This window comes from Anaerobacterium chartisolvens, from assembly GCF_003337415.1.
GTDB lineage: Bacteria > Bacillota > Clostridia > Acetivibrionales > DSM-27016 > Anaerobacterium > Anaerobacterium chartisolvens.
Genome location: NZ_QPJT01000016.1, coordinates 1 through 20,742, shown reverse-complemented (window position 1 = coordinate 20,742; position 20,742 = coordinate 1). Strand labels below are relative to the sequence as shown.

The 20,742-nt window shown below is 43.8% G+C and carries 22 protein-coding genes and 1 other annotated feature; of the genes, 19 read left to right on the top strand and 3 right to left on the bottom strand.

Annotation, left to right across the window (positions count from 1 at the left end; all coding sequences use genetic code 11):
• The first annotated feature begins 22 nt into the window (after positions 1–22).
• Genes DFR58_RS13765 through DFR58_RS13750 form a run of 4 tightly spaced genes read left to right on the top strand, consistent with a single transcriptional unit; the run spans position 23 to position 4,162 of the window.
• Positions 23–1,711 (top strand): GspE/PulE family protein, encoded by a 1,689-nt coding sequence (locus DFR58_RS13765; protein WP_114298434.1) that lies wholly within the window; start codon positions 23–25, stop codon positions 1,709–1,711.
• Between the two features lie 48 nt (positions 1,712–1,759).
• Positions 1,760–2,938 carry a pilus assembly PilX N-terminal domain-containing protein gene (locus DFR58_RS13760; protein ID WP_147273180.1) on the top strand — a complete coding sequence of 393 codons (1,179 nt, stop codon included), beginning with the start codon at positions 1,760–1,762 and terminating at the stop codon, positions 2,936–2,938.
• Between the two features lie 13 nt (positions 2,939–2,951).
• Complete coding sequence (locus DFR58_RS13755; RefSeq protein ID WP_170138154.1) at positions 2,952–3,296, top strand: type IV pilus modification PilV family protein; 345 nt, start codon at positions 2,952–2,954, stop codon at positions 3,294–3,296.
• Between the two features lie 23 nt (positions 3,297–3,319).
• On the top strand, positions 3,320–4,162 hold the full coding sequence (locus DFR58_RS13750; RefSeq protein ID WP_114298431.1) for a prepilin-type N-terminal cleavage/methylation domain-containing protein: 843 nt from the start codon (positions 3,320–3,322) through the stop codon (positions 4,160–4,162).
• Between the two features lie 85 nt (positions 4,163–4,247).
• On the opposite strand, the gene DFR58_RS13745 is transcribed toward DFR58_RS13750, so the two are convergent.
• On the bottom strand, positions 4,248–5,612 hold the full coding sequence (locus DFR58_RS13745) for a DUF1015 domain-containing protein (RefSeq protein ID WP_114298430.1): 1,365 nt from the start codon (positions 5,610–5,612) through the stop codon (positions 4,248–4,250).
• Between the two features lie 222 nt (positions 5,613–5,834).
• On the opposite strand from DFR58_RS13745, the gene DFR58_RS13740 reads away from it, so the two are divergent.
• From DFR58_RS13740 to DFR58_RS13695, 9 genes are all read left to right on the top strand, one after another.
• Positions 5,835–6,458, top strand: a complete 624-nt coding sequence (locus tag DFR58_RS13740) for a PRC-barrel domain-containing protein (protein WP_114298429.1) — start codon at positions 5,835–5,837, stop codon at positions 6,456–6,458.
• A gap of 226 nt (positions 6,459–6,684) precedes the next feature.
• Complete coding sequence (locus DFR58_RS13730) at positions 6,685–7,734, top strand: AI-2E family transporter (RefSeq protein WP_114298428.1); 1,050 nt, start codon at positions 6,685–6,687, stop codon at positions 7,732–7,734.
• 274 nt (positions 7,735–8,008) lie between these two features.
• Positions 8,009–10,648, top strand: a complete 2,640-nt coding sequence (gene alaS / locus DFR58_RS13725) for an alanine--tRNA ligase (protein WP_114298427.1) — start codon at positions 8,009–8,011, stop codon at positions 10,646–10,648.
• Position 10,649: 1 nt separating this feature from the next.
• Positions 10,650–10,994 carry a histidine triad nucleotide-binding protein gene (locus DFR58_RS13720; RefSeq protein ID WP_114298426.1) on the top strand — a complete coding sequence of 115 codons (345 nt, stop codon included), beginning with the start codon at positions 10,650–10,652 and terminating at the stop codon, positions 10,992–10,994.
• Between the two features lie 54 nt (positions 10,995–11,048).
• Positions 11,049–11,189: a sequence feature (ribosomal protein L20 leader region), on the top strand.
• A 164-nt stretch (positions 11,190–11,353) separates the two neighbouring features.
• The gene (infC, locus tag DFR58_RS13715; RefSeq protein ID WP_114298425.1) at positions 11,354–11,848 is read left to right on the top strand and encodes a translation initiation factor IF-3; all 495 of its coding nucleotides are present in this window, start codon (positions 11,354–11,356) and stop codon (positions 11,846–11,848) included.
• A gap of 102 nt (positions 11,849–11,950) precedes the next feature.
• Positions 11,951–12,148, top strand: coding sequence for a 50S ribosomal protein L35 (gene rpmI, locus DFR58_RS13710; protein ID WP_114298424.1), 198 nt, complete (start codon positions 11,951–11,953; stop codon positions 12,146–12,148).
• Positions 12,149–12,169: 21 nt separating this feature from the next.
• On the top strand, positions 12,170–12,523 hold the full coding sequence (rplT, locus tag DFR58_RS13705; RefSeq protein ID WP_114298423.1) for a 50S ribosomal protein L20: 354 nt from the start codon (positions 12,170–12,172) through the stop codon (positions 12,521–12,523).
• Between the two features lie 70 nt (positions 12,524–12,593).
• On the top strand, positions 12,594–13,394 hold the full coding sequence (locus tag DFR58_RS13700; RefSeq protein WP_114298422.1) for a TrmH family RNA methyltransferase: 801 nt from the start codon (positions 12,594–12,596) through the stop codon (positions 13,392–13,394).
• Between the two features lie 253 nt (positions 13,395–13,647).
• The gene (locus DFR58_RS13695; protein ID WP_479722746.1) at positions 13,648–14,625 is read left to right on the top strand and encodes a sodium:calcium antiporter; all 978 of its coding nucleotides are present in this window, start codon (positions 13,648–13,650) and stop codon (positions 14,623–14,625) included.
• Between the two features lie 4 nt (positions 14,626–14,629).
• On the opposite strand, the gene DFR58_RS13690 is transcribed toward DFR58_RS13695, so the two are convergent.
• Together DFR58_RS13690 and DFR58_RS13685 are read right to left on the bottom strand one after the other, a co-directional pair.
• A complete protein-coding gene (locus tag DFR58_RS13690; RefSeq protein ID WP_114298420.1) occupies positions 14,630–15,019 on the bottom strand; it encodes a DUF4363 family protein in 390 nt (129 codons plus the stop codon).
• The gene (locus DFR58_RS13685; protein WP_114298419.1) at positions 15,019–15,714 is read right to left on the bottom strand and encodes a DUF421 domain-containing protein; all 696 of its coding nucleotides are present in this window, start codon (positions 15,712–15,714) and stop codon (positions 15,019–15,021) included. Before DFR58_RS13685 ends, DFR58_RS13690 begins: the two co-directional genes overlap by 1 nt.
• Positions 15,715–15,985: 271 nt before the next feature.
• On the opposite strand from DFR58_RS13685, the gene DFR58_RS13680 reads away from it, so the two are divergent.
• The 6 genes from DFR58_RS13680 to DFR58_RS22195 all read left to right on the top strand — a co-directional run bounded on the left by DFR58_RS13680 (position 15,986) and on the right by DFR58_RS22195 (position 20,430).
• On the top strand, positions 15,986–16,600 hold the full coding sequence (locus DFR58_RS13680; protein ID WP_114298418.1) for a potassium channel family protein: 615 nt from the start codon (positions 15,986–15,988) through the stop codon (positions 16,598–16,600).
• Positions 16,601–16,686: 86 nt separating this feature from the next.
• Positions 16,687–17,343, top strand: coding sequence for a potassium channel family protein (locus DFR58_RS13675; protein WP_114298417.1), 657 nt, complete (start codon positions 16,687–16,689; stop codon positions 17,341–17,343).
• Between the two features lie 389 nt (positions 17,344–17,732).
• Entirely contained in the window at positions 17,733–18,965 is a 1,233-nt protein-coding gene (tyrS, locus tag DFR58_RS13670; RefSeq protein ID WP_114298416.1) for a tyrosine--tRNA ligase, read from the top strand.
• A 289-nt stretch (positions 18,966–19,254) separates the two neighbouring features.
• Complete coding sequence (locus tag DFR58_RS13665) at positions 19,255–20,073, top strand: hypothetical protein (RefSeq protein WP_114298415.1); 819 nt, start codon at positions 19,255–19,257, stop codon at positions 20,071–20,073.
• 33 nt (positions 20,074–20,106) lie between these two features.
• Positions 20,107–20,244 (top strand): cyclic lactone autoinducer peptide, encoded by a 138-nt coding sequence (locus DFR58_RS13660; protein WP_114298414.1) that lies wholly within the window; start codon positions 20,107–20,109, stop codon positions 20,242–20,244.
• Between the two features lie 45 nt (positions 20,245–20,289).
• Positions 20,290–20,430, top strand: coding sequence for a hypothetical protein (locus DFR58_RS22195; RefSeq protein WP_207659233.1), 141 nt, complete (start codon positions 20,290–20,292; stop codon positions 20,428–20,430).
• Positions 20,431–20,742: the final 312 nt, after the last annotated feature.

Here is a 20,742-nt window from a genome sequence, read left to right as displayed (position 1 = left end):
TAACGGGAGAAGTAATGCTGTGATGAAAAACACAAGGAATTACTTGGGAAGCAAGCTTGTTGAAAACGGAATAATAACGGAGAGGCAGCTTGAAGAGGCACTGGTGCTTCAGGAGGAAAACAGCAAAAAGGACGGAAAGGGCCTGCTTGGGCAGGCGCTTGTCCAGATGGGCTACTGCACTGAGGACGATATTGCAAGGATAATGGCAAGAAAAACCGGGGCAACCTTCGTTTCGTTAAGGGAGAGCCCTATAGATATGACGGCGGCCAACCTTATAACCCCTGAAATTGCAAACAGGTACAACGCCATGCCTATTGGCTTTGAAAAAAACAAGCTGCTGGTTGCGATGCTTAATCCTTCGGATATCATAGCTGTTGACGATTTAAGGCTTATTACAGGCTATGACATACAGCCCGCTATTGTGGCGGACAGTGAGCTTAGAGCAGCCATAAATCAGTTCGTTACCTCGGGAAGCATTATAGAGAGCGAGGAGGCGGCAGCGGAAGAGGAGGATGCCGATCAGGACATGGCCGACGCCGCCTCCGAAAAGCCTGCTGTTCAGCTTGCAAATCAGATTTTTAACCAATCTGTAAAGGCGGGGGCCAGCGATGTGCATATTGAGCCGCATGAAAAAAAGCTTATGGTCCGCTTCAGGATTGATGGGGTGCTGCACGAAATCATGCAGCAGCCATCCCGGCTCCACGCATCGCTTGTTTCAAGGATAAAGGTCATGGCGAGTATGGATATTGCAGAGAGGAGAATACCTCAGGATGGCAGGATCACTATGAAAATTGACGGAAAGACTATAGATGTGAGGGTGGCAAGCCTTCCCACAGCCTACGGAGAGAAGCTGACGCTTCGCCTGCTCAACCGCAGCGACAGGCTTATAACCCTTTCCGAGCTGGGCTTTCCTGATATGCAGCTTAAAAAATACAACGATATTATGAGGCTTCCATATGGCTTTGTTCTGATTACGGGGCCTACGGGAAGCGGTAAGAGCACCACGCTTTACGCAACGCTTGCCAAGCTCAACTCACCCGATAAAAATATAATTACTCTCGAGGACCCTATTGAGAGGCGAATGGACGGGATAAATCAGGTGCAGGCAAGCTCAAGGGCGGGAATGACCTTCGCTTCGGGCTTAAGGTCAATACTTAGGAATGACCCCGATATAATAATGGTGGGAGAGATACGTGACCGCGAGACTGCCCGAATTGCTGTTGAATCGGCTCTTACAGGGCATTTTGTGCTTTCCACCCTCCACACAAACAATTCGTCGGGTGCCGTAACAAGGCTTGCCGACATGGGGGTTGAGCCCTATCTCACCGCATCGTCTCTTGTGGGAATTATTGCTCAGAGGCTGGTGAGGGTGCTGTGCAAGGAGTGCAAAACGAGCTATGACATTTCCCGCGGAGAGCTTATTGCAAATGCCCCGGACTTTCCTTCAGAGCATGGGCAGGAGAGTGTGACGCTGTTTCGCCCTAACGGATGCATACACTGTAATAATACGGGGTATAGAGGCAGGAAGGCTATATATGAGCTGCTTGTGGTTACGGAGGAAATACAGAAAATGATACTTAACAGATCCTCTGCAAGGGATATAGAACTGAAGGCAATAGACGAGGGAATGGTAACGTTAAGGCAGGACGCGTATAAAAAGGTTAAGCAGGGAATTACCTCTATGGAGGAAATAGTGAGGGTTATAGTATAAAGCGAGTATATGGGATGTAAGCACTTGAAGGAAGGAGGGGAGATGCTTATGACAGTGAATTTAAAAAGCAGCCAGAGGGGTTCGGCGATGATTGTTACCTTAATGGTGGTTATGGTGCTTACCTTTCTGGGGACGACTCTGTGGTTTTACAGCGTAAATGATGTGATGCGCGCAGACAGGCAGGTTAAAAGGACTCAGGCGTACTATATAGCAAGATCGGGCTGTGAGGCGGTGTCGGACTACATTATAAAGACAAGGGATACGTCAATGGTTGAGGGAGAGGGAGAAGACAGGCAGTCGGACAGTATTCCTCTGGAAAAGGGCAGCTTCAGCGTAAGGGTACGGGAGGAGCCCTCAGGGGAAGTAGTAATTACCTCAACCGGCACGGTGGACGACGTATCGGACAGGGCAATATTGACGTTGGTTAAGAAGCTGGAGGTAAGGAGTGCCTTTAAAAATGCCCTGTTTGCAAAAGAGGATCTTTATTTCAGAGAGAAAGTGGATATACTCGGCGACATTGAAACCAATGCAAATATCTACTACGGCAATGAATTTGACTACGATGGCTTCGATGAATCCTATGATGCGATGGCAGGCTCAACCGCCACATTCACATCAAGGCTTGAATTCCCCAATAGCAGCTCTAATCTGGATTATACAATAAAAGAAGGCGATCGATATATAATATCCGCATCGGAAGGGGAAAAGGAATTCAAATGGCTTACTGTTGAGGAGGGAGGTATTCTGGAGATTGATTTGTCCGAGGGGGATGTAAACATATCGGTTTCCGCTATATTGACGGTGGACGGAAGAATTGTAATTACAGGTGACCCTACCGGCAGAAAAGTAAACCTGTTTGTGCAAAATCTGTTTGCCACGGGGAATATAAATTGCAAAGCCGACGATGAGGAGGATGATGATTATGAGGATGTAGCACCCAACCATCTTATACTTTATATAGACAGAGGCAAGCTGCAGCCGTCGGGAGACGGATCGTCGGGAAAAAAGATGAGCTTTAAGGGATGTATATATGGGCCTGAGGCATCTATACTGCTAAAGTCTATAGAATACTTTGAAGGCTCAATGATTGCCCGCATAATTGACAATACCGAGGCAACGGGGGCCGTTATAAAATACAGCAGCGGAGACGGGACAACGGAGTCTGATGTAAACTTCGGAGTAACACAGGAGGATATTAAGTATAAAAAGGGGCTGTGGAGAAGATAGAGGAGGGAGCATATTGAAAAAATTTAAAACCTTCAGAACAAATAATAAAGGCTTTACATTCATAGAAGTCATAGTATGCATATTTATACTGTCAATCACAATAGCGGCGTTTACAGCTCTTTTTGCAGGCTCCTATTCCGCAATTTTTGGTACGGGATATAAAAGCAGGGCGGTATTTGAAGCTCAGGAGAAGATAGAGAGGGCGGTGGCAGAGGGTGAGGCGGGGGAGGAGCATGATATGACAATAACCTTTCCGGGAAGCCCCTCTGTAACAATACGCTCCGAGGGAGAGATAATTAAAAAAAACGCAGAGGTAAACGGACAAAGGTTTGATGTTTCTACATTTGTACCATATTAAGAGGATGATATTGGAGGAATGCAATGTTAAGAAGCAATAAGGGAGTTTCTCTTGTGGAATTGATGGTTGTGCTGGTGCTTATGGGGCTTGTGCTTGCTTTAGGCTTTGGAATTTACAGCCAGAGCGCCGGAACCTATAATGCCGGATCAAAGCAGTCCAACGTGCAGCAGGATGTAACGGTCTTTTCGGAGTTTATTACAAGCAATTTAAGGAGTGCCGTCTCAGTTAAAGTTTTGGCTTCGGAGCCGGCAAGCTACAACTATGAAAGGGAATATATAATAATACGTTCGGATGCGGTGGTACACAGGCTTCAGAACGGCAATGAGGTTAATGTGCTGGGAGGTGTGAACGACAGAATAGATTTCGGCGGTTCCGGGTTTTATCCCGATGAGGATGGGGACGGCAGCAACACAAACACACTTAATTTTGACATTAAGGGCTTGATAGGAAAACAGTCCTATAACATAAAGGCATCGGTAATCTGCCTGAATATAGATAGTATTGAGGCGACCGATATCCGGGAGGATGCTCCGGGAAAGGTAATAGAATTCCAGAGGGTTTCCGATGAAACCCATTTCAGCATGTATATGTTTGAGAAGGACAAAAACCCTTTCCTCGCCAGTACGGCAGTGGGTAAAATTGACAGCTCAAAGGCTCTGGGGGAAATAAGCATATCGGTCCCTTCAGAGACCGATACGACGGGCTTGATTGCGACATTTGCACTGTCCCCCGGAGCTGAGGCGAGAGTAGGAGGAAAGGTTCAGAAAAGCGGTGTAACGCCCAACAGCTTTTCTTCGGGCCAATTGATATATAATGTTGTCTCTCAAAATACAGATATTAAGATTTACCGGGTAACCTTAAGGTAGGGGCAGACCTATGTGTCTGCCTTGATGTCCGCCCTTACGATTTCTATGATAGAATGAAAATGATTTGGCATAATCATATTAAAATCTAAGGTTTAATTTTTCTGCACTCCAGATAGAACCTTTTTTCGCTGGCCTCCCCCATCGAAAAGGTCTTTCTGGGGAGCACCCCGTCCAATATAACTGTTTTAAACAGATCATTTTTATCCATTGGAGGCAGGTAAAAGCCCATATTCCCCTCCTGACTGCCTAATGAGTCTACAACGTCCTCGCCATGGATGTAGTCTGTTTTCACGTTCTCATCCCTGTTGGACAGCTCATCAAGGAAGTCTTGCAATGTACCTACCTCAAGATTGCATCTGGGGTTGTCAACGGTAACTGCGCCCCAGCCCTTGGAGCTGACGAAAGGAAGTGTATGCCCTGTGCCGGAAGGCGGAAGCTCCGACAGGTAACGGTCAAGTTGCTCCTTTGAATCGAAATACCTGTATGAAGCACAGCAGTCTCCCATATGCTCCACCATGGAGTCCAGCAGCCTGCCGGGCTCAACATTGAAAACAACCCTGTGTATAGGCTCGAATACAAGGCCGTCGTCATGAACGTTTACAAGCTCCACAAGCGCGTATCTTGACGGATGATTTTCCTGCTCCTCAGATGACAGCGACGCCTTTATGCGTTCCCAGCATTCCTTGGCGGTTGCAAGGGAATGGTTTCCGTCTCCCACCGCAAAAAGCAGAACCCCCTTATCATCGCTTACGTTATATTTCTTGGCGAAGGCTTGGGGACATGCCAGCTTTTTCAAGGCATCCAGTATTTCCGCCACAAGCTTCGGGCTGTCGGCCCTATATCCTGAAATATGGCCCCCTCCCATCATAAGCTCAAAATCATACAGCTTTTCCATGCTTTGCACATGGTCTGCCAGAGGCTCAATTACTGTTTTTGCGGGGTCGTCAATAAGAAGCATTATGTGGGGAAGCTCAAGAGAGGCATTTTCCCTCACCTTTATCCTTGGGGGCAGTCTTTCTATTACAGTACCCTCCGTAGCCCTTATAAGGGACTGGGAGCCCTTTCTATAGTCATACCTTTCAAGATCTACAGCCAGCATAAGCCCTTTTCTGGAGCCGGTGCAGCAGGTTTTTCTGTCCACATAAATAAAGCCCGGTTTCTGAGGGGCAAGTATGCCGACTTCCACAAAGCTTTTCATTGAAGCATTTATGCTTTCAATTCTCTGATCGCCTCCGCTATCCTCAAGGTACACCTCGGGAAAAATGAGACTTAGAGTAGAGGGGCTGTCTGCTATATAAGAAGCCGTCTCCTGCCAGTACTCCGGCTGGGAGGTATACTGATCGCAGGCCACAACAGACCATTTTTCCATATCAATGCCCTTTGCGGGCAGAAGAAGCTCGGGTATTTGTATGCCTAAAGACTTAAAGCCTTCATAAATTGCTTTATCCATTTGTATACACCTCACAAAAAAACTATAACGTCCATATAAAATCTTTATTGCTAAATATATTTTGACTACGTTAAATTTTATATTAATACATGATTTTAGTCAAACAATTTGACAATTTTATCCACGCTATTAAGCTGAATTTTTTAGGGCATATGAAGAAATACTAATAACACATTATTAAAATTAACAATTTTATAACAAAAGCGACGGAGACATAAATATATGGAAAGGTACAGCGAGGTAGTTGGATTGCCTGTAATTAGCGCGGACACGGGCAAAAAGCTGGGTTTGGTAAAGGATGTCATTTTCTGTCCCAAAAAGAAGGAAATAAAAGGCTTTATGCTGGAGAGAAAGGGCTGCGAAATTTATAAGCGCATTATATTTCTGAAGGATGTATTAAATGTCGGAAGGGATGCGTTGATAATAGAAAATGGTGCCTCCATAAGGAAAATGCATAGGTCGGAAAATAATGAGGAACTTAAGGAAAAGGGAGAAATAAGGGGCCTTAAGGTATACTCAAAAAGGGGCAGCGACTTAGGAGTGGTTAAGGATATAGTATTTGACTGCAAGACGGGGGTTGTAGAGGGTCTGGAGATATCCGACGGGCTTTTGCAGGATATTATGAAGGGAAGAAGTCTGCTTCCCTTATTTGGAAAAGTAGAATTCAGTGAAGAGAACATAATAGTAGAGAAAGAGGCAGTAGAGGAAATGACCCAAACAGGAGGGGGACTGAGGCGTTTTTTTAAAATAAAAGCAGAAGGGAGTGATTATATTGAGAAGCGGCTTTACAAGGGGAGTTGTAATAGGAAGCCTGATAGGAGCATCGGTCAGTATGCTTATGAATAATGACATGATGAGCGGAAGAAACAGAAAAAGGCTTATAAAAAACGGGAGAAATATGCTAAGGAAATCCGGCTCCATTGTCGGGGACATGGTTGGCTTATTCAGATAACGAAAGGCTCCAGCTTTAAAAAGGGCCGGATATATATCCGGCCCTTTTTAACCTGATATATATAACCTGCATAAATGGGCCCTATTATAAATTGGATAATTGGATAAAGGAAGCTTTTATATGTCTACAAAGAAAAGGGTTGCATTGGCAATAATAACAGTACTTTTGCTTTCTGCCCTTATACTGTTTTTTTATACCTTTAAAAAAGAGCTGGGAAAGATACTTACCCCATTTATAATGGCAATAGTAATAGCCTATCTGGTAAGCCCTGTTGCCGGAGCTATGGAGCGTAAAAAAATCCCCAGATCCGCCGCCATTATTTTCATATACCTGTTGTTTATGCTTGCTGCAATAACCACGGTTATTTTTATAATGCCGGAGCTTATAAAAAACATAAAGGATCTTATGGGAACCATACCCGAAATAACAGAGGGCTACCGCAGCCTGTTCAACAGTGTGTCTTCCTTCATCATCTCGAGCGGATGGCCGGAGGACATTAAGAGCGCCATATTCAGTGAGGTGCAAAACAGCGTTCTGATGGCTCAGAATTATGTTGCCGACAAATTAAAAGACTTTCTTGCCGGCTTTGTAGAGACGGTGGGAATATTTTTGGATGTGATTTTGTCCATGGTAATAGCATACTATTTTATAAAGGATGCCGAGGCGTTTAAGGAGGGCGCGTTATCGCTGCTGCCTAGAAGGTGGAGAAACGGAATGGTGGATACCGCCAGAGAGATAAACGTTATTCTTGCCGGCTTTATACAGGGACAGCTTCTGGTTGCCGTTATAATAGGAGTCCTTGAAACGATAGGGCTATTGATAGTTAATGTAAAATACGCGGTGGTACTGGGCTTTATAGGGGGGCTTGCAAACATAATCCCATACTTCGGGCCTTTTATAGGGGCTGTTCCCGCTGTTGCGATAGCCTTTATGGAATCGCCTGCCAAGGCCCTTTGGACTGCCGTGGTGTTTACAATAATACAGCAGATAGACAATTCCTTTATTTCACCAAAAATAATCGAAGGAAGGCTGGGGCTTCACCCCGTCAGCACCATAGCCGCCGTTCTGGCAGGGGCACAGTTCTTCGGAATAGTCGGTATGCTGTTTGCAGTACCTGTTGCCGCGGTTATAAAGGTAATAATAAAAAGGAGTATAGAAGCAATTGTATAATTACATATATACTATATATCTCAAGATAATCACTTTTCCCCGCGCGATCATTCTTGACACTTACCACATACTTTTATATAATTTTATTGCTATAGAGCAACCCCTTAAGCTGTGGGTCATTCACCCCCTTTGAATAAATATGCTTTAATGCCTTTATTGCAGGCAATAAAGGTGGTGCTGCGTGAAATACTCTCGTTTCCGGGTTTTAAGGGCGGGAGTTTTTATATATTTACAGTAATTTATAGAACATAAAGATAAATGAGGAGAGAATAATATGGAAAAACTAGGGTTAAACCAATTAAGGGAACGTTATTTGAAATTTTTTGAGGGAAAAGGGCATCTTCGCCTTCCCAGCTTTCCTCTGGTGCCTCAGAACGATCCCAGCCTTTTGCTGATAAATTCAGGAATGGCGCCTTTAAAGCCATATTTTACGGGAGAGCAGCATCCGCCGAGAAAAAGGATTACCACATGCCAGAAGTGTATAAGAACGCCTGACATTGAAAATGTCGGGAAGACCTCAAGGCACGGTACTTTTTTTGAAATGCTGGGCAATTTCTCTTTCGGAGATTATTTTAAAAAAGAGGCAATACCCTGGGCCTGGGAGTTTGTGACGCAGGATTTGCAAATGCCCTTGGATAAGCTTTGGATAACCATTTATCAGGACGACGAGGAAGCCTTTGAAATATGGAATAAGGACGTGGGTGTTCCGGCTGAAAAAATTGTCAGGATGGGGAAGGCCGATAATTTCTGGGAGCACGGCACGGGCCCGTGCGGGCCATGCTCTGAAATATACTTCGACAGGGGGCCGGAGGCGGGCTGCGGAAGTCCCGACTGCAAGGTGGGCTGCGATTGCGACAGGTATGTGGAGTTCTGGAATAACGTATTTACCCAGTTCAATCGGGACGAGGAGGGCAATTATACAAGGCTTGCAAGCCCGAATATTGATACCGGAATGGGCCTTGAAAGGCTGGCCTGTATTATGCAGGGAGTGGACAACCTTTTTGAGGTGGACACTGTTAAAAATATTCTTATGCATATATGTAAAACAGCAGGTGTGGAGTATAAGAAATCCGAGAAGGAGGATATCTCCATAAGGGTTATTACAGATCACATAAGAAGCACAACCATGATGGTATGCGACGGCGTAATTCCTTCAAACGAGGGCAGAGGGTATGTGCTTAGGAGGCTTCTCAGAAGGGCTGCAAGGCATGGCAAGCTTCTGGGAATTAAAAAGCCGTTTCTGCATGACGTTGCAATGGTTGTAATAAACGAGTCGAAGCAGGCATATCCCGAATTAGAGGAAAAGGCTGAATATATCCGCAAGGTTATTGGAATTGAAGAGGAGAAATTTGATATAACAATTGATCAGGGGCTTACAATACTCAATGATTTTATCGCGCAGGCAAAATCCGGCGGCATAGATAAAATTGAGGGAGGCATAGTGTTTAAGCTCCACGACACCTATGGGTTTCCCCTTGATCTTACCCGTGAAATCGCCTTTGAAAACGGTCTTGAGGTTGACGAGGAAGGCTTTAAGAACGAAATGAGCATACAGAAGCAGAAGGCAAGAGACGCGCTGAAAACAAAAGGAGCGGCTGCCTGGGGAGACAATATTTATTCCAAACTGGATAAAAGCATAACCACCGAATTTGTGGGATACCGCCAAAGCGAATGCCATGCCCGGATAGAGTTTATCGTAAGGGATGGAGAGGAAGCCGGAAATGCTCAGGAGCAAGACGAAATAACCGTTGTGCTGGATAGGACACCATTCTATGGAGAAAGCGGAGGACAGGTGGGAGACACGGGATATATAGAAGCTGAGCGCGGGCTTATAAGGGTTTGGGACTGTAAAAAGACCGCAGACGGAAAATACCTGCATATGGGCGTGGTAGAGAAGGGTCTTATTGAAAAGGGCTGTACCGTAAAGGCATCAATTGATAAAAAAAGAAGGCTTGCAACAGCAAGAAACCATACCGCCACTCATCTGCTTCAAAGGGCTTTGAAAAATGTATTGGGGGACCATGTTTCTCAGGCGGGCTCACTTGTGGGGCCTGAGAGGCTGAGGTTTGACTTCACCCATTTTTCTCCCGTTTCACGCGAGGAGCTGGAGAGGATAGAGAAGGAAGTAAACGATGTAATAATGGATAATCTGGCTGTGGAGATAAATGAAATGCCCATTGATGAGGCTAGAAAGTCAGGGGCTATGGCATTATTCGGTGAAAAATACGGAGACATAGTACGGGTAGTAAGCGTTGACAGCTACAGCACCGAGCTTTGCGGGGGTACGCATATAGAGGGCACCGCACAGGCAGGCCTTGTCAAGATACTGGGGGAAAGCGGCGTGGCAGCGGGAGTAAGGAGAATTGAGGCCATCACCGGGCTTACCGCCGTAGATTACTACAGGCAGAGGGAAAAAATGCTCGACGAAATGGCGGCGGCTCTTAAGTCCAGCCCTCAGGACGGCTTGAAGAAGCTTGATGCCCTGTCTGCGGAGCTTAAAAGCTCACAAAAGGAAATTGAGAGGTTAAGAAGCAAGCTGGTAAGCGGCTCGATAGACGAGGTGCTGTCAAAGGCCGTGGATGTTAAAGGCATAAGCGTCATAACCGCCCGCTTTGACCAGTTCGACATGGAGGCGCTCAGAAACACGGGGGATATGCTCAAGGAAAAGCTTGTGTCGGGAGTTATAGTGCTTGCGTCGGGCTATGGTGACAAGGTAAGCTTTATTGTGTCGGCAACAAAGGATGCCGTGGCAAGGGGTATTCATTCTGGCAATATTGTCAGAGAGGCCGCACGGGTTGCCGGAGGCGGAGGCGGAGGACGCCCGGACATGGCTCAGGCGGGAGGCAAGGATATTTCAAAAATAAATGAGGCGCTTCAGACCGCCTTAAAAATAATAGAGGGTCAGGTGAAATAGTATGGATGATTGCATATTCTGCAAGATCATAAACAGAGAGCTGCCGTCCACCGTGGTATATGAGGACGACAGGGTTATGGCGTTTAAGGACATAAACCCCGAGGCTCCCGTTCATGTTTTGATTGTTCCAAAGGAGCATATAAAGGATCTGAATGATGTCGATTCCGGCAGTGCGGGCTATATTGTAGATATACATATGGCTGCTAAAAAGATTGCACAAAAGCTGGGAATAGCGGAAAGCGGGTACCGTCTTATAAATAATTGCGGGGAGGACGGAGGACAGACAGTGTTTCATATTCATTACCACCTTGTGGGAGGAAGAAAGCTGAGTACAAAAATTTTATAATACACTTTAAAAAATTCATTGACAGAAGTGTTTATTTGTGCTAGACTGTACTAGCGTGTAAAGAAGGAGTTATCCACTTCTCACCTTGCGGATTAGATTTGTAAGGTTAATAATAGGCTTATTAAGCGAATTTGTGTATGCTTATGGATATTATTTCAAGTGGATTGGTTCTTCAATCCACTTTTTTATTTTGTTGCTTATATTAACGTGCCGATGCTTTTTAATACGGCAGCCTTCCGGCGGGCTGTTAAAAGCTTTAAGGCGGCAGGTGTTTAAGTTCCCTGTATGCCGGATAATAATTTTGTTACAGGGGTGCTAGATTAACTCGGAGGTGTTCTGTTATTAGCAAAAATGATTTAATGATTAATGAGGAAATTAGGGATAAGGAAATAAGGCTGATTGACTCTGACGGCAGTATGATAGGTGTTATATCTTCTAAAGAGGCTCAGAAGATGGCAAATTCAAAAAATCTTGATCTGGTTAAAATTGCGCCTCAGGGAAATCCTCCCGTTTGCAAGATAATGGATTATGGCAAATACATGTTTGAGCTTGCAAAGAAAGAGAAGGAGGCAAGGAAAAATCAGAAAATTATCAATATGAAGGAAGTAAGGATATCTCCGGGAATTGAAGAGCATGATCTTGAATTTAAGGTCAAAAACGCGTATAAGTTTCTGAAGGATGGGGATAAGGTTAAGGTAAGCGTAAAGTTCAGGGGGAGGGAAATGAATTATACCTCCTTAGGACAGGTTGTACTGGAAAAGTTTGCCGAGGAGGTAAAGGAAGTCGGCATTGTTGAGAGAAGACCCAAGCTTGAGGGCAGAAGCATGATTATGATACTTAACCCCAAACAGTAGGAGCTTATTGCTTAAAGCAATTAATATAAAATTAGTGGATGCTGTAAATTTTAAATGCCTTTTGTAAGTTTATATTTGCATAGAGTATAGGAGGAAAATGATATGCCAAAGTTAAAAACTCACAGTGCGTCAAAGAAGAGATTTAAGCTGACTGCCAAGGGAAAAGTCAAAATGGGTCATGCATGGAGAAGCCACAGGCTTGTATCTAAAGATAGAAAGGCGAAAAAGCACCACAGACTGACTGCTTATGCGTCGCCTGCCAATGCAGCTACCATTAAAAAGCTTATTCCATATGCTTAATATTTAAGGAGGAGTATACACATGTCAAGAGTTAAAGGTGCGGTTAGAACCCGTGCAAGACATAAAAAGATTCTTAAGCTTGCCAAAGGGTATTTTGGAGCAAAGAGCAAGCTTTTCAGATTGGCCAATCAGGCCGTAATGAAGTCTCTTGTATATGCATACAGAGACAGAAAGGCCAAGAAGAGAGATTTTAGAAAGCTTTGGATAGCGAGAATAAACGCCGCTGCCAGAATAAACGGAATGTCCTATAGCAGGTTTATAAACGGCCTGAAGAAGTCAGGTGTTTCCTTAAACAGAAAGGTTCTTGCCGATATGGCGATTAATGATGCTACCGCTTTTGCACAATTGGCAGAGAAAGCAAAAAACGCAATATAAAGCATAATGAGAGGAGCTCTTAGAGCTCCTTATTTGTTGGTGCAATAAAAGGTTTCGGAGTGTTATTGTTATGAATTATATTACAAGCGGTAATAACCCCCTGGTGAAGGAAGTAAAGCTTTTAAAATCCAGAAAGCACCGTGAGGGCAGGGGCCTTTTTTTCATAGAGGGCACAAGGTTTGTTGAGGAGGCTGTTAAGGAGAGGGCTCAAATCCAGAAGCTTTTGATTTCGGAGGAATTGTATGAGAGCGGAGCGGTGCAGGGGTTTCTTTCAGATGGGGACAGCATAGGATATGAAGTTTATATACTGCCCCAAAAGCTTTTTAAGGAGATCTCAGACACTGAAAATCCCCAAGGGATTCTTGCCGTAATAAAGCCGGATTATTTTCAGACAGACAGGCTGATGAGCGGAGAGTGCAGCTTTCTTGTTCTTCTCGATTCAATCCAGGACCCCGGGAATATGGGAACTATAATAAGAACCGCTGATGCCGCAGGCGTTCAAGGGATTATAGCATCAAAGGGGTGTGTGGATATTTATAACCCCAAGGTGCTGAGGGCCACTATGGGCTCGGTCTTTCATATCCCTGTTTGCGTAAGTGATGATCTGGCTCAAACGGCTCTTACGCTTAAAGCCCGCGGATTTAAAATATATGCCTCACATCCAGGTGGAAGCGTGGACTACTTCGACATACCCTCATGGACAAACTCCGCTGTTGTAATAGGAAATGAGGCCAACGGAATAAGCGACGAGGTTGCGCACTGTGCCGATTTACTGGTTAAGATCCCCATGGCGGGGAGAGCTGAATCTCTAAATGCTTCGGTAGCGGGGGCTCTTTTAATGTATGAGGCTTTAAGAAGCAAAATCAAGTAAACAGTATTGACAAATCGCAGGTGACATACCGGCTTAGGCTTTTAGCATTATTTTATACCTTTAAGGGTATGGGATCATGTTATAAGTCTTTTTTTATATATGGGGCATTTTTCGCAAAAAGAAATACATTTCGCGGTACATAGCCGAATATATTGTATAGATGCAAGCTTAGAGGGAAAGATCAGCAGGCTGCGCATTTGCAGAGCATATTATAAAAGAGCCGGAAGAGAGATTGGCTATGTTAATTCATATATTGGGTTTGGTTTTGAGTCTTGCGATAATTTTAGTAAGCTGTGAACTGTTTACAAATGGTATTGAATGGCTGGGCAAGAGGCTGAATATGGGGGACGGGGTGGTGGGCAGCATACTTTCAGCAGTGGGAACCTGCCTTCCTGAAACAATGATACCCATAATAGCAATATTTCTTTCAGGCAATGGAGGAATGCGTCAGGAAATAGGCATAGGTGCAATTATAGGAGCCCCGTTTATGCTCAGCACCCTTGCCTTTTTTCTGTCCGGCCTGAGCGTACTGGTTTTTTATAAAAAGAGAAAATCAGGCATGGCGATGCTTATAAACAATAAAATACTCGGCAGGGATTTGTCATTTTTTATAATTGCTTACAGTACGGGTATTTGCGCGGGATTTATAAATGCTTTGACTGTTAAATATATAATTGCTGTTTTCTTAATATGCTTCTATATATATTACATAGCAATAACAGTCAAAAATGATAAGTCGGGACACTTAGACCCGGGAAGCCTGTATTTAGGGGAGCTGCTTAACATGAGGCCGGCCTTGAGAGTGATTTTGCTTCAGATTTTTATATCCTTGCTTGGGATAGTTCTTGGAGCGCATTTGTTTGTAAACATTATTGAGGATATATCGGGGGCTTTGGGGCTTCCCGTATTGGTTTTGTCCATCATAATAGCGCCTGTGGCCACAGAGCTTCCCGAAAAGTTCAATAGTGTTATATGGATAAGCAAAAAAAAAGACACTCTGGCGCTGGGAAACATTACCGGGGCTATGGTGTTTCAAGCGTGCATACCTGTAAGCATAGGTATACTTGCAACCTCCTGGAGGCTGGATATGACAGCCCTCGTAAGCTTCGCTTCGGCTATACTTTCGTCAGGCATGGTGCTTTTATGGCTGAGGATTAAAGGCAGGCTTACTCCTTTGCCCCTTCTGGCGAGCGGATTGTTTTATGTGCTGTTTTTAAGCTTTATTTTTTAGGAGCTTAAAAAATATTCTTAATATTGAAATTCTCTTTTTTAGGAATATTGCTGATGCACTGCTTTAACGCAGCAGTCTCTGCCAGAGTCATGGACTGGTTTTGTGTCTCTATATATTTTTCTGTGCGCACAAAAAGCTCCTTTATGTTATCAATTTCTATATGATCTATCAGCACTGACCAGGCACCCTCCGTATTATCCCATAAAGCATTTGCCATATCGAGCTGTTCTTTGGCGGAAGCCCATTTTTCGGATTTACTGGCTTCCTCAATTTTTATTATATGTGCTTCCAGCTTTTTAGAACTTGAGAGCAGTGCGTGATTTGTGTAAATGCCTGCTGTGATAATCAGCACTAACAGTACAGCTATAGAAGCAGCTATTTTCAGTGTATGCATTATGTTGCTTCCTCCTTATGGTTATCGTTCTTACGCTGACAGAATATGTTTCCCGAGCTGTCAAGGCTGGCAAAGAATACCTCCCGGGGGCTTTTAACGGAAAGCTTGTTTAACTCCCGTATAAGCCAGCTCTCGTCCAGCCGGGCCTTGCAAAGGTTTTTTTTGTTTATTTCGCCGTCAATAATCAGGTCAAGAGGTATCCCCTCGTATTTTGTAGCTATACTCAGATCCTCAGGGGTTACCGGCCTTTTCTGTGATTTTGGTATTACGCTCAGCTGCCCGTTTGTTTCAAGTATTGCAAATTCAACGTCTGCGATATTGGGTATATTTTTACTTCTCAACTGCTCAAGAAGATCGTTTATAGTGTACATTTCTTTTGTAAGCATGTGCTGATCTATTTCTCCATTGCGGATTAGTATGCTTGGACTGCCACATATTATAGATCTTGCTTTTGTACTTTTAATGGCTATCAGAGACATTGTGACTTGAGCGATTAGCAGGGTGACAATTGGGATTATACCGTTAATCAACGGTATTCCGGTGTTTTGCATAGGAACGGCTGCAAGATCTGAAATCATTATTGCCACCACCAGCTCGAAGGGCTGAAGCTGGCCTATCTGCCTTTTTCCCATCAATCTCATTATTACGATGACAATACCGTACAGTATTAATGTTCTGACAAAAATTATAAGCAAATTATCATCCTCTCATAGTAAATATTTCGTTGTAATATTTTTTGCCTTTTGTTTAAAAATTATGTTTTGTAAGAACACGAGCAAAAAGGACTGACAGATAGATTTAATGCGTGTAGCTTAAATAAAGCCCGCTAAACGGCAGAGGTATGCCCGGTATATGACAATTTTAAAAAAAATGGAGGTATACATTTCATGGGCATTAAGATAATATAGTAGCATTGAATTTTTATAACGCTTACTATTTGTCACGGGGTAACCGGGAGGAATATTTATGCAGATAATTGTTATCGGGTGCGGTAAGGTAGGCTCCGGACTTGCGAGGATTTTGTCCGATGAGGGGCATGATGTTGTTATTGTGGATAATGACAGTAACAACTTTAAGAGCTTGGGCGGGGGTTTTAACGGGGTAACTGTCACAGGAGTGCCCATAGATCAGGATGTTTTAAAGCAAGCGGGGATAGAGACGGCGTATGCTCTGGCTGCAGTTACTCCTGACGATAATATAAACGTAATGGCCTGTCAGGTTGCCAAAGAAATTTTCAAGGTGCCCCGGGTTATAGCAAGAATTTATAATCCTGCCCGTGAGCATGTCTTTCATGAGTTTGGGCTTGAAACCATATGCCCGACAAACATGACTGCGGATGTAATACGCTCAATAGTACTTGGGGAAGAGAATTCATGCCATCACATAATAGGCAGCAACGTGTTTTCCTTTAAGTATAAAAAAATACCCAAGGGGTACCAAGGGAAAAGGGTGACCAGTATAAAGCTAAAGGCCGGAACCGCTATTTTCGGGATAGTGCAGAAGGGAAGGTTTATTTTTGCCAATCCGGGCATAAAGCTCGCTGATGATGATATTCTCGTAATAAGTGAAATGGTTGACTGATATTCTAAAAACCGATGTCCTGAGACAGAATTTGTCTATGGCAGGCAGGACACCGACCAAGGAGCTGGGGGAGTGGAGGGTAAGGGATGTATATAGTTATAGCGGGCGGGGGTAAAATAGGGTATTACCTTTGTAAAACCCTCATGCCCTATAAGCATAGGGTTGTAGTTATAGAGAGACAGATGGAGCTGTGCCAAAAAATATCCACACAGCTTAACATCCCCGTTATTAATGGCGACGGTACAAAGCTGGACGATCTATCCAGTGCGGAGGTTCAAAGAGCGGATATTTTTATTGCGGTTACGGGAAAGGATGAGGATAACCTCATTTCCTGCCAGCTGGCTAAGAGAAGCTTTGGCGTAAGACGGACTATAGCCAGAGTCAATAACCCTAAAAACATTACAGTGTTTGAGCGTCTGGGCGTGGATATTGCCGTGAGCAGCACATCCATAATAGCCGATTTGATAGAGCAGGAGGTCGACTACTCAGGGATGAAGACGCTTATGAAAATGAAAAACGGCAGAATTGTGCTAAGTGAAATTATTGTGAAGCCCGACAGCCCGGTATGTGAAAAGAGTCTTAGGGATATAGGCCTGCCTGTGGATTGCGTAATTGTCTCCATAATAAGGGATGAAGAGGTTATTATCCCCAACGGGTATACTGTTCTTAGAATGGGTGATTTGGTGATTGCCGTTTCCTCTCAGCATGATCAGGAGGAATTGAAAAATTATTTCTTGAAATAGGGAAGTATATGCATTATAATGAAAAATAAATTTGAAATGTTTTTAAAAGCAATGAAAGAGCATATGAAATTTCTGTCTATAGGGGCTTTAGGAATTTCATTCAAGTAGTCGTACACGGTTACAAGGCATCTTGGATACAGGTGCCGGCAAGAGAGCAGTCCGGCAGGTGAAAGGGCTGCAGTACGTGGAATGCCTTTTTTTAGGGCGGACGGCGAAATACGGCTTTGGAGCTGTGCATTTAAGCGTGTGCCGGGGCAGACCGTTATATCGAAGCAAGGCATTATACAGTAATTTATGTTGATGCAAATTAAGGTGGTACCACGGAGTCTTTCGTCCTTTATACAGGGATTGAAGGGCTTTTTTATATTTGAAAAGGGAGTGGCTAAAAAATGTCAAACATATTTGATGTCCTTACAGAAAGAGGATTTATACAGCAGATGACTCACAGGGAGCCGTTAAAGGAGCTTCTGGAAAAAGAAAAGGTAACCTTTTACACCGGCTTTGATCCGACTGCGGACAGCCTTCATGTCGGCCATTTTGTGCCGTTAATGGCTATGGCGCATATGCAAAGGGCAGGGCACAGGCCCATAGCTCTTGTTGGAGGCGGTACTGCCATGGTGGGCGATCCTACCGGCAAAACCGATATGAGAAGAATGATGACGCGGGAGGAGATAGACTCAAACGCAGCCTGCTTTAAAAATCAAATTTCCCAGTTTATAGACTTCAGCAATGACAGGGCCATAATGGTAGACAATGCCGACTGGCTGCTGGAGCTGAACTATGTAAAATTTTTAAGGGATATCGGAGTGCATTTTTCGGTAAACAGAATGCTTACCTTTGACTGCTTCAAAAGCAGGATGGAGGGGAAGGGGCTGTCCTTTATAGAGTTTAATTACATGCTCATGCAGAGCTATGATTTTCTTGAGCTGTTCAGAAAATACGGATGCTTTATACAGCTTGGAGGAGATGACCAGTGGTCAAACATAATAGGGGGAGTGGAATTGATACGAAGAACGGAGGGAAAGGAAGCCTTCGGAATGACATTTTCTCTGCTCACCACCAGTGAAGGAAAGAAGATGGGAAAAACCGAGAAGGGCGCTCTGTGGCTGAATCCTGAAAAAACCTCTCCCTATGATTTTTACCAATACTGGAGAAATGTGCAGGACAGTGATGTTAAAAAGTGTCTATCGCTTTTAACCTTTATACCGATGGATGAGGTTACCCGCTTATCCTCACTCAAGGATGCCGAGATTAACGAGGCAAAAAAGATTCTGGCCTTTGAGGTTACCAAGCTGGTACATGGGGAGGAAGAGGCCGTAAAGGCCAGAACCGCTGCCGAAGCGCTTTTTTCAGGTGCGGGAAATTCCGATTCTGTACCATGCACCGAGATTACGGAGGAGATGCTGTCAGACGGAATCCGGCTCATTGACCTTCTGACAATTTCGGGACTTACTCCGTCAAAGAGCGAAGCTAGAAGAGCTGTGCAGCAGGGGGGAGTATATGTAAACGAGAAAAAGGTATCGGATATTGACGCTATTATGAAGAAGGAAGATTTTCCGGATGGTAAGATGCTTCTGCAGAGAGGCAAAAAGAGCTTTAACAGGATAATAATCTCAGGCTGAAAAAGCCGCTGCGGAGGGGGGACATTTCTCAAAAATGTCCCCCCTCTTTAATTATTTAAGACAAAACCCTTATGCATCAGACAAATAAATTTCCCGCATAAATAAAAAGAATTTTCTATGAAGAAAAAAGATTTTAAAGGCATAAAACCAGATATTTTAGCGTCTTTAAAAATCTACAGAAATACTCTTTTCGGGAAATATGTACAAAATTACCCTATAATAGTTTACTTTAATGTAATTTTATAGTAGTATAATAGTACAAAATAAGGTGCAAAAGGGGGTGTTTTGCATGGTTATGAATATATATATGCTGTTTTTTCTATCACTTCCCGAGGCAGTTTTAAATCTGATAATTATGCTGCTCTTTGCAGGGTCAAAGGGCAGGCTTAAAATAAACAAGGCTAATATCCTCCGTTTTACTATTTCCATAGTGCTTATGCTGACGGCCTCATGGTTTATCCGTCCGGCATCGCCCAATATAATTACAAGTGTTATACTGCATCAGATCGCTTATGTTTTAATAATACTTGTGGTATACAGGCTCAAATTTACATATATACTTCTTGCGGTTTCATTTACATATTTAGCCTCTTCAACAATGGAGAATGCCTATACCCCTTATATTATTACTTACATTTGCAATGGGATTGAAAGTTTTCAGAACGCCTATCACTGGTATGTGCTGTATTGCTTGCCTACGAGGGCCATCCAGATAGCGTCCGCGGTGTTTCTGTGGAGGTATGACATCATGGTAGCTACGAGACTTGATCACCGCTTCCATAAAAATTTTATTTCATGTGCCTTAATACTGGTTTCTTTAGAAAATGCCTTTGCTTTTATATTCTATACGTATTGGCATACGATGTCGTTAATATATCAGACCCTTTATTCAGTATCAATTCTTTTAATGGTTTTTGGATTTAATTTTGCTGTTTTTAAGCTTTTATACGATACGATAGGGGGAATTATATCAAAGGGATATAGGCAGTATACAGAGCTGGAGGAAAGTGCCCGGTATGCGTTTGATAAAATTGAAACTTTGCTTCAATGCAATAAAATAAATGAGGCAGTTGAGCTTATTCAGGAAATCAAAGGCAAAGAGAAGTAAAAAATTTTTTATTCGTGATTGGAGGTGACTATTATGAAGAAGAGATTTTATGGTGTATTCTCCATCGTTAGCGGAGTTCTTGCATTAATTGCAGCATTAAGTGCAGGTTGTGCATGCGGTTTTTACTACTACCAGCCTAAGGTTCCAAAATGCCTGTCTGAAAATAAATAGCGGCAGGAGGCAGAGGGCGGGCTGCTGCGGCAGCCCCCCTTGTGAATGGGGACATTTCTTGAAAATAAAGCGGCAACGTCATGGGAGCGGAACGCCACAGGGGGTGTTCCCTACCAATCGTTTTCACGTATTCTCCTGTATTCTCCTGTGTCGGAAAAGTCATGGCTGTTCTGTGGTGATTTTTAGAGATCTAATAGTGTTGATTTTTAAAATATATGGCAACAGGAAAAGAGCGTCATCCTTAATAAGACTCACTATGGTTCTGTTGAAGTGAATTCACGGCTATAAAGTTTTTGTAGGGGTTTGGGATATTTGCCTTTTGTGTGGAGGGGTAAGACACTATACGCTTAAGCCTGCCAGCTCATCGAACACGCTTTGGTACATAGGATTGCCCGAGCTAAGTAGCTCATAGCCCCTCGCAAACATGCGTGAGCAGCCGGATATGGTTATGTTGTGCATGCTGCCGCAGATTTGCCTGTAGCCCAGCCCGCACAGCAC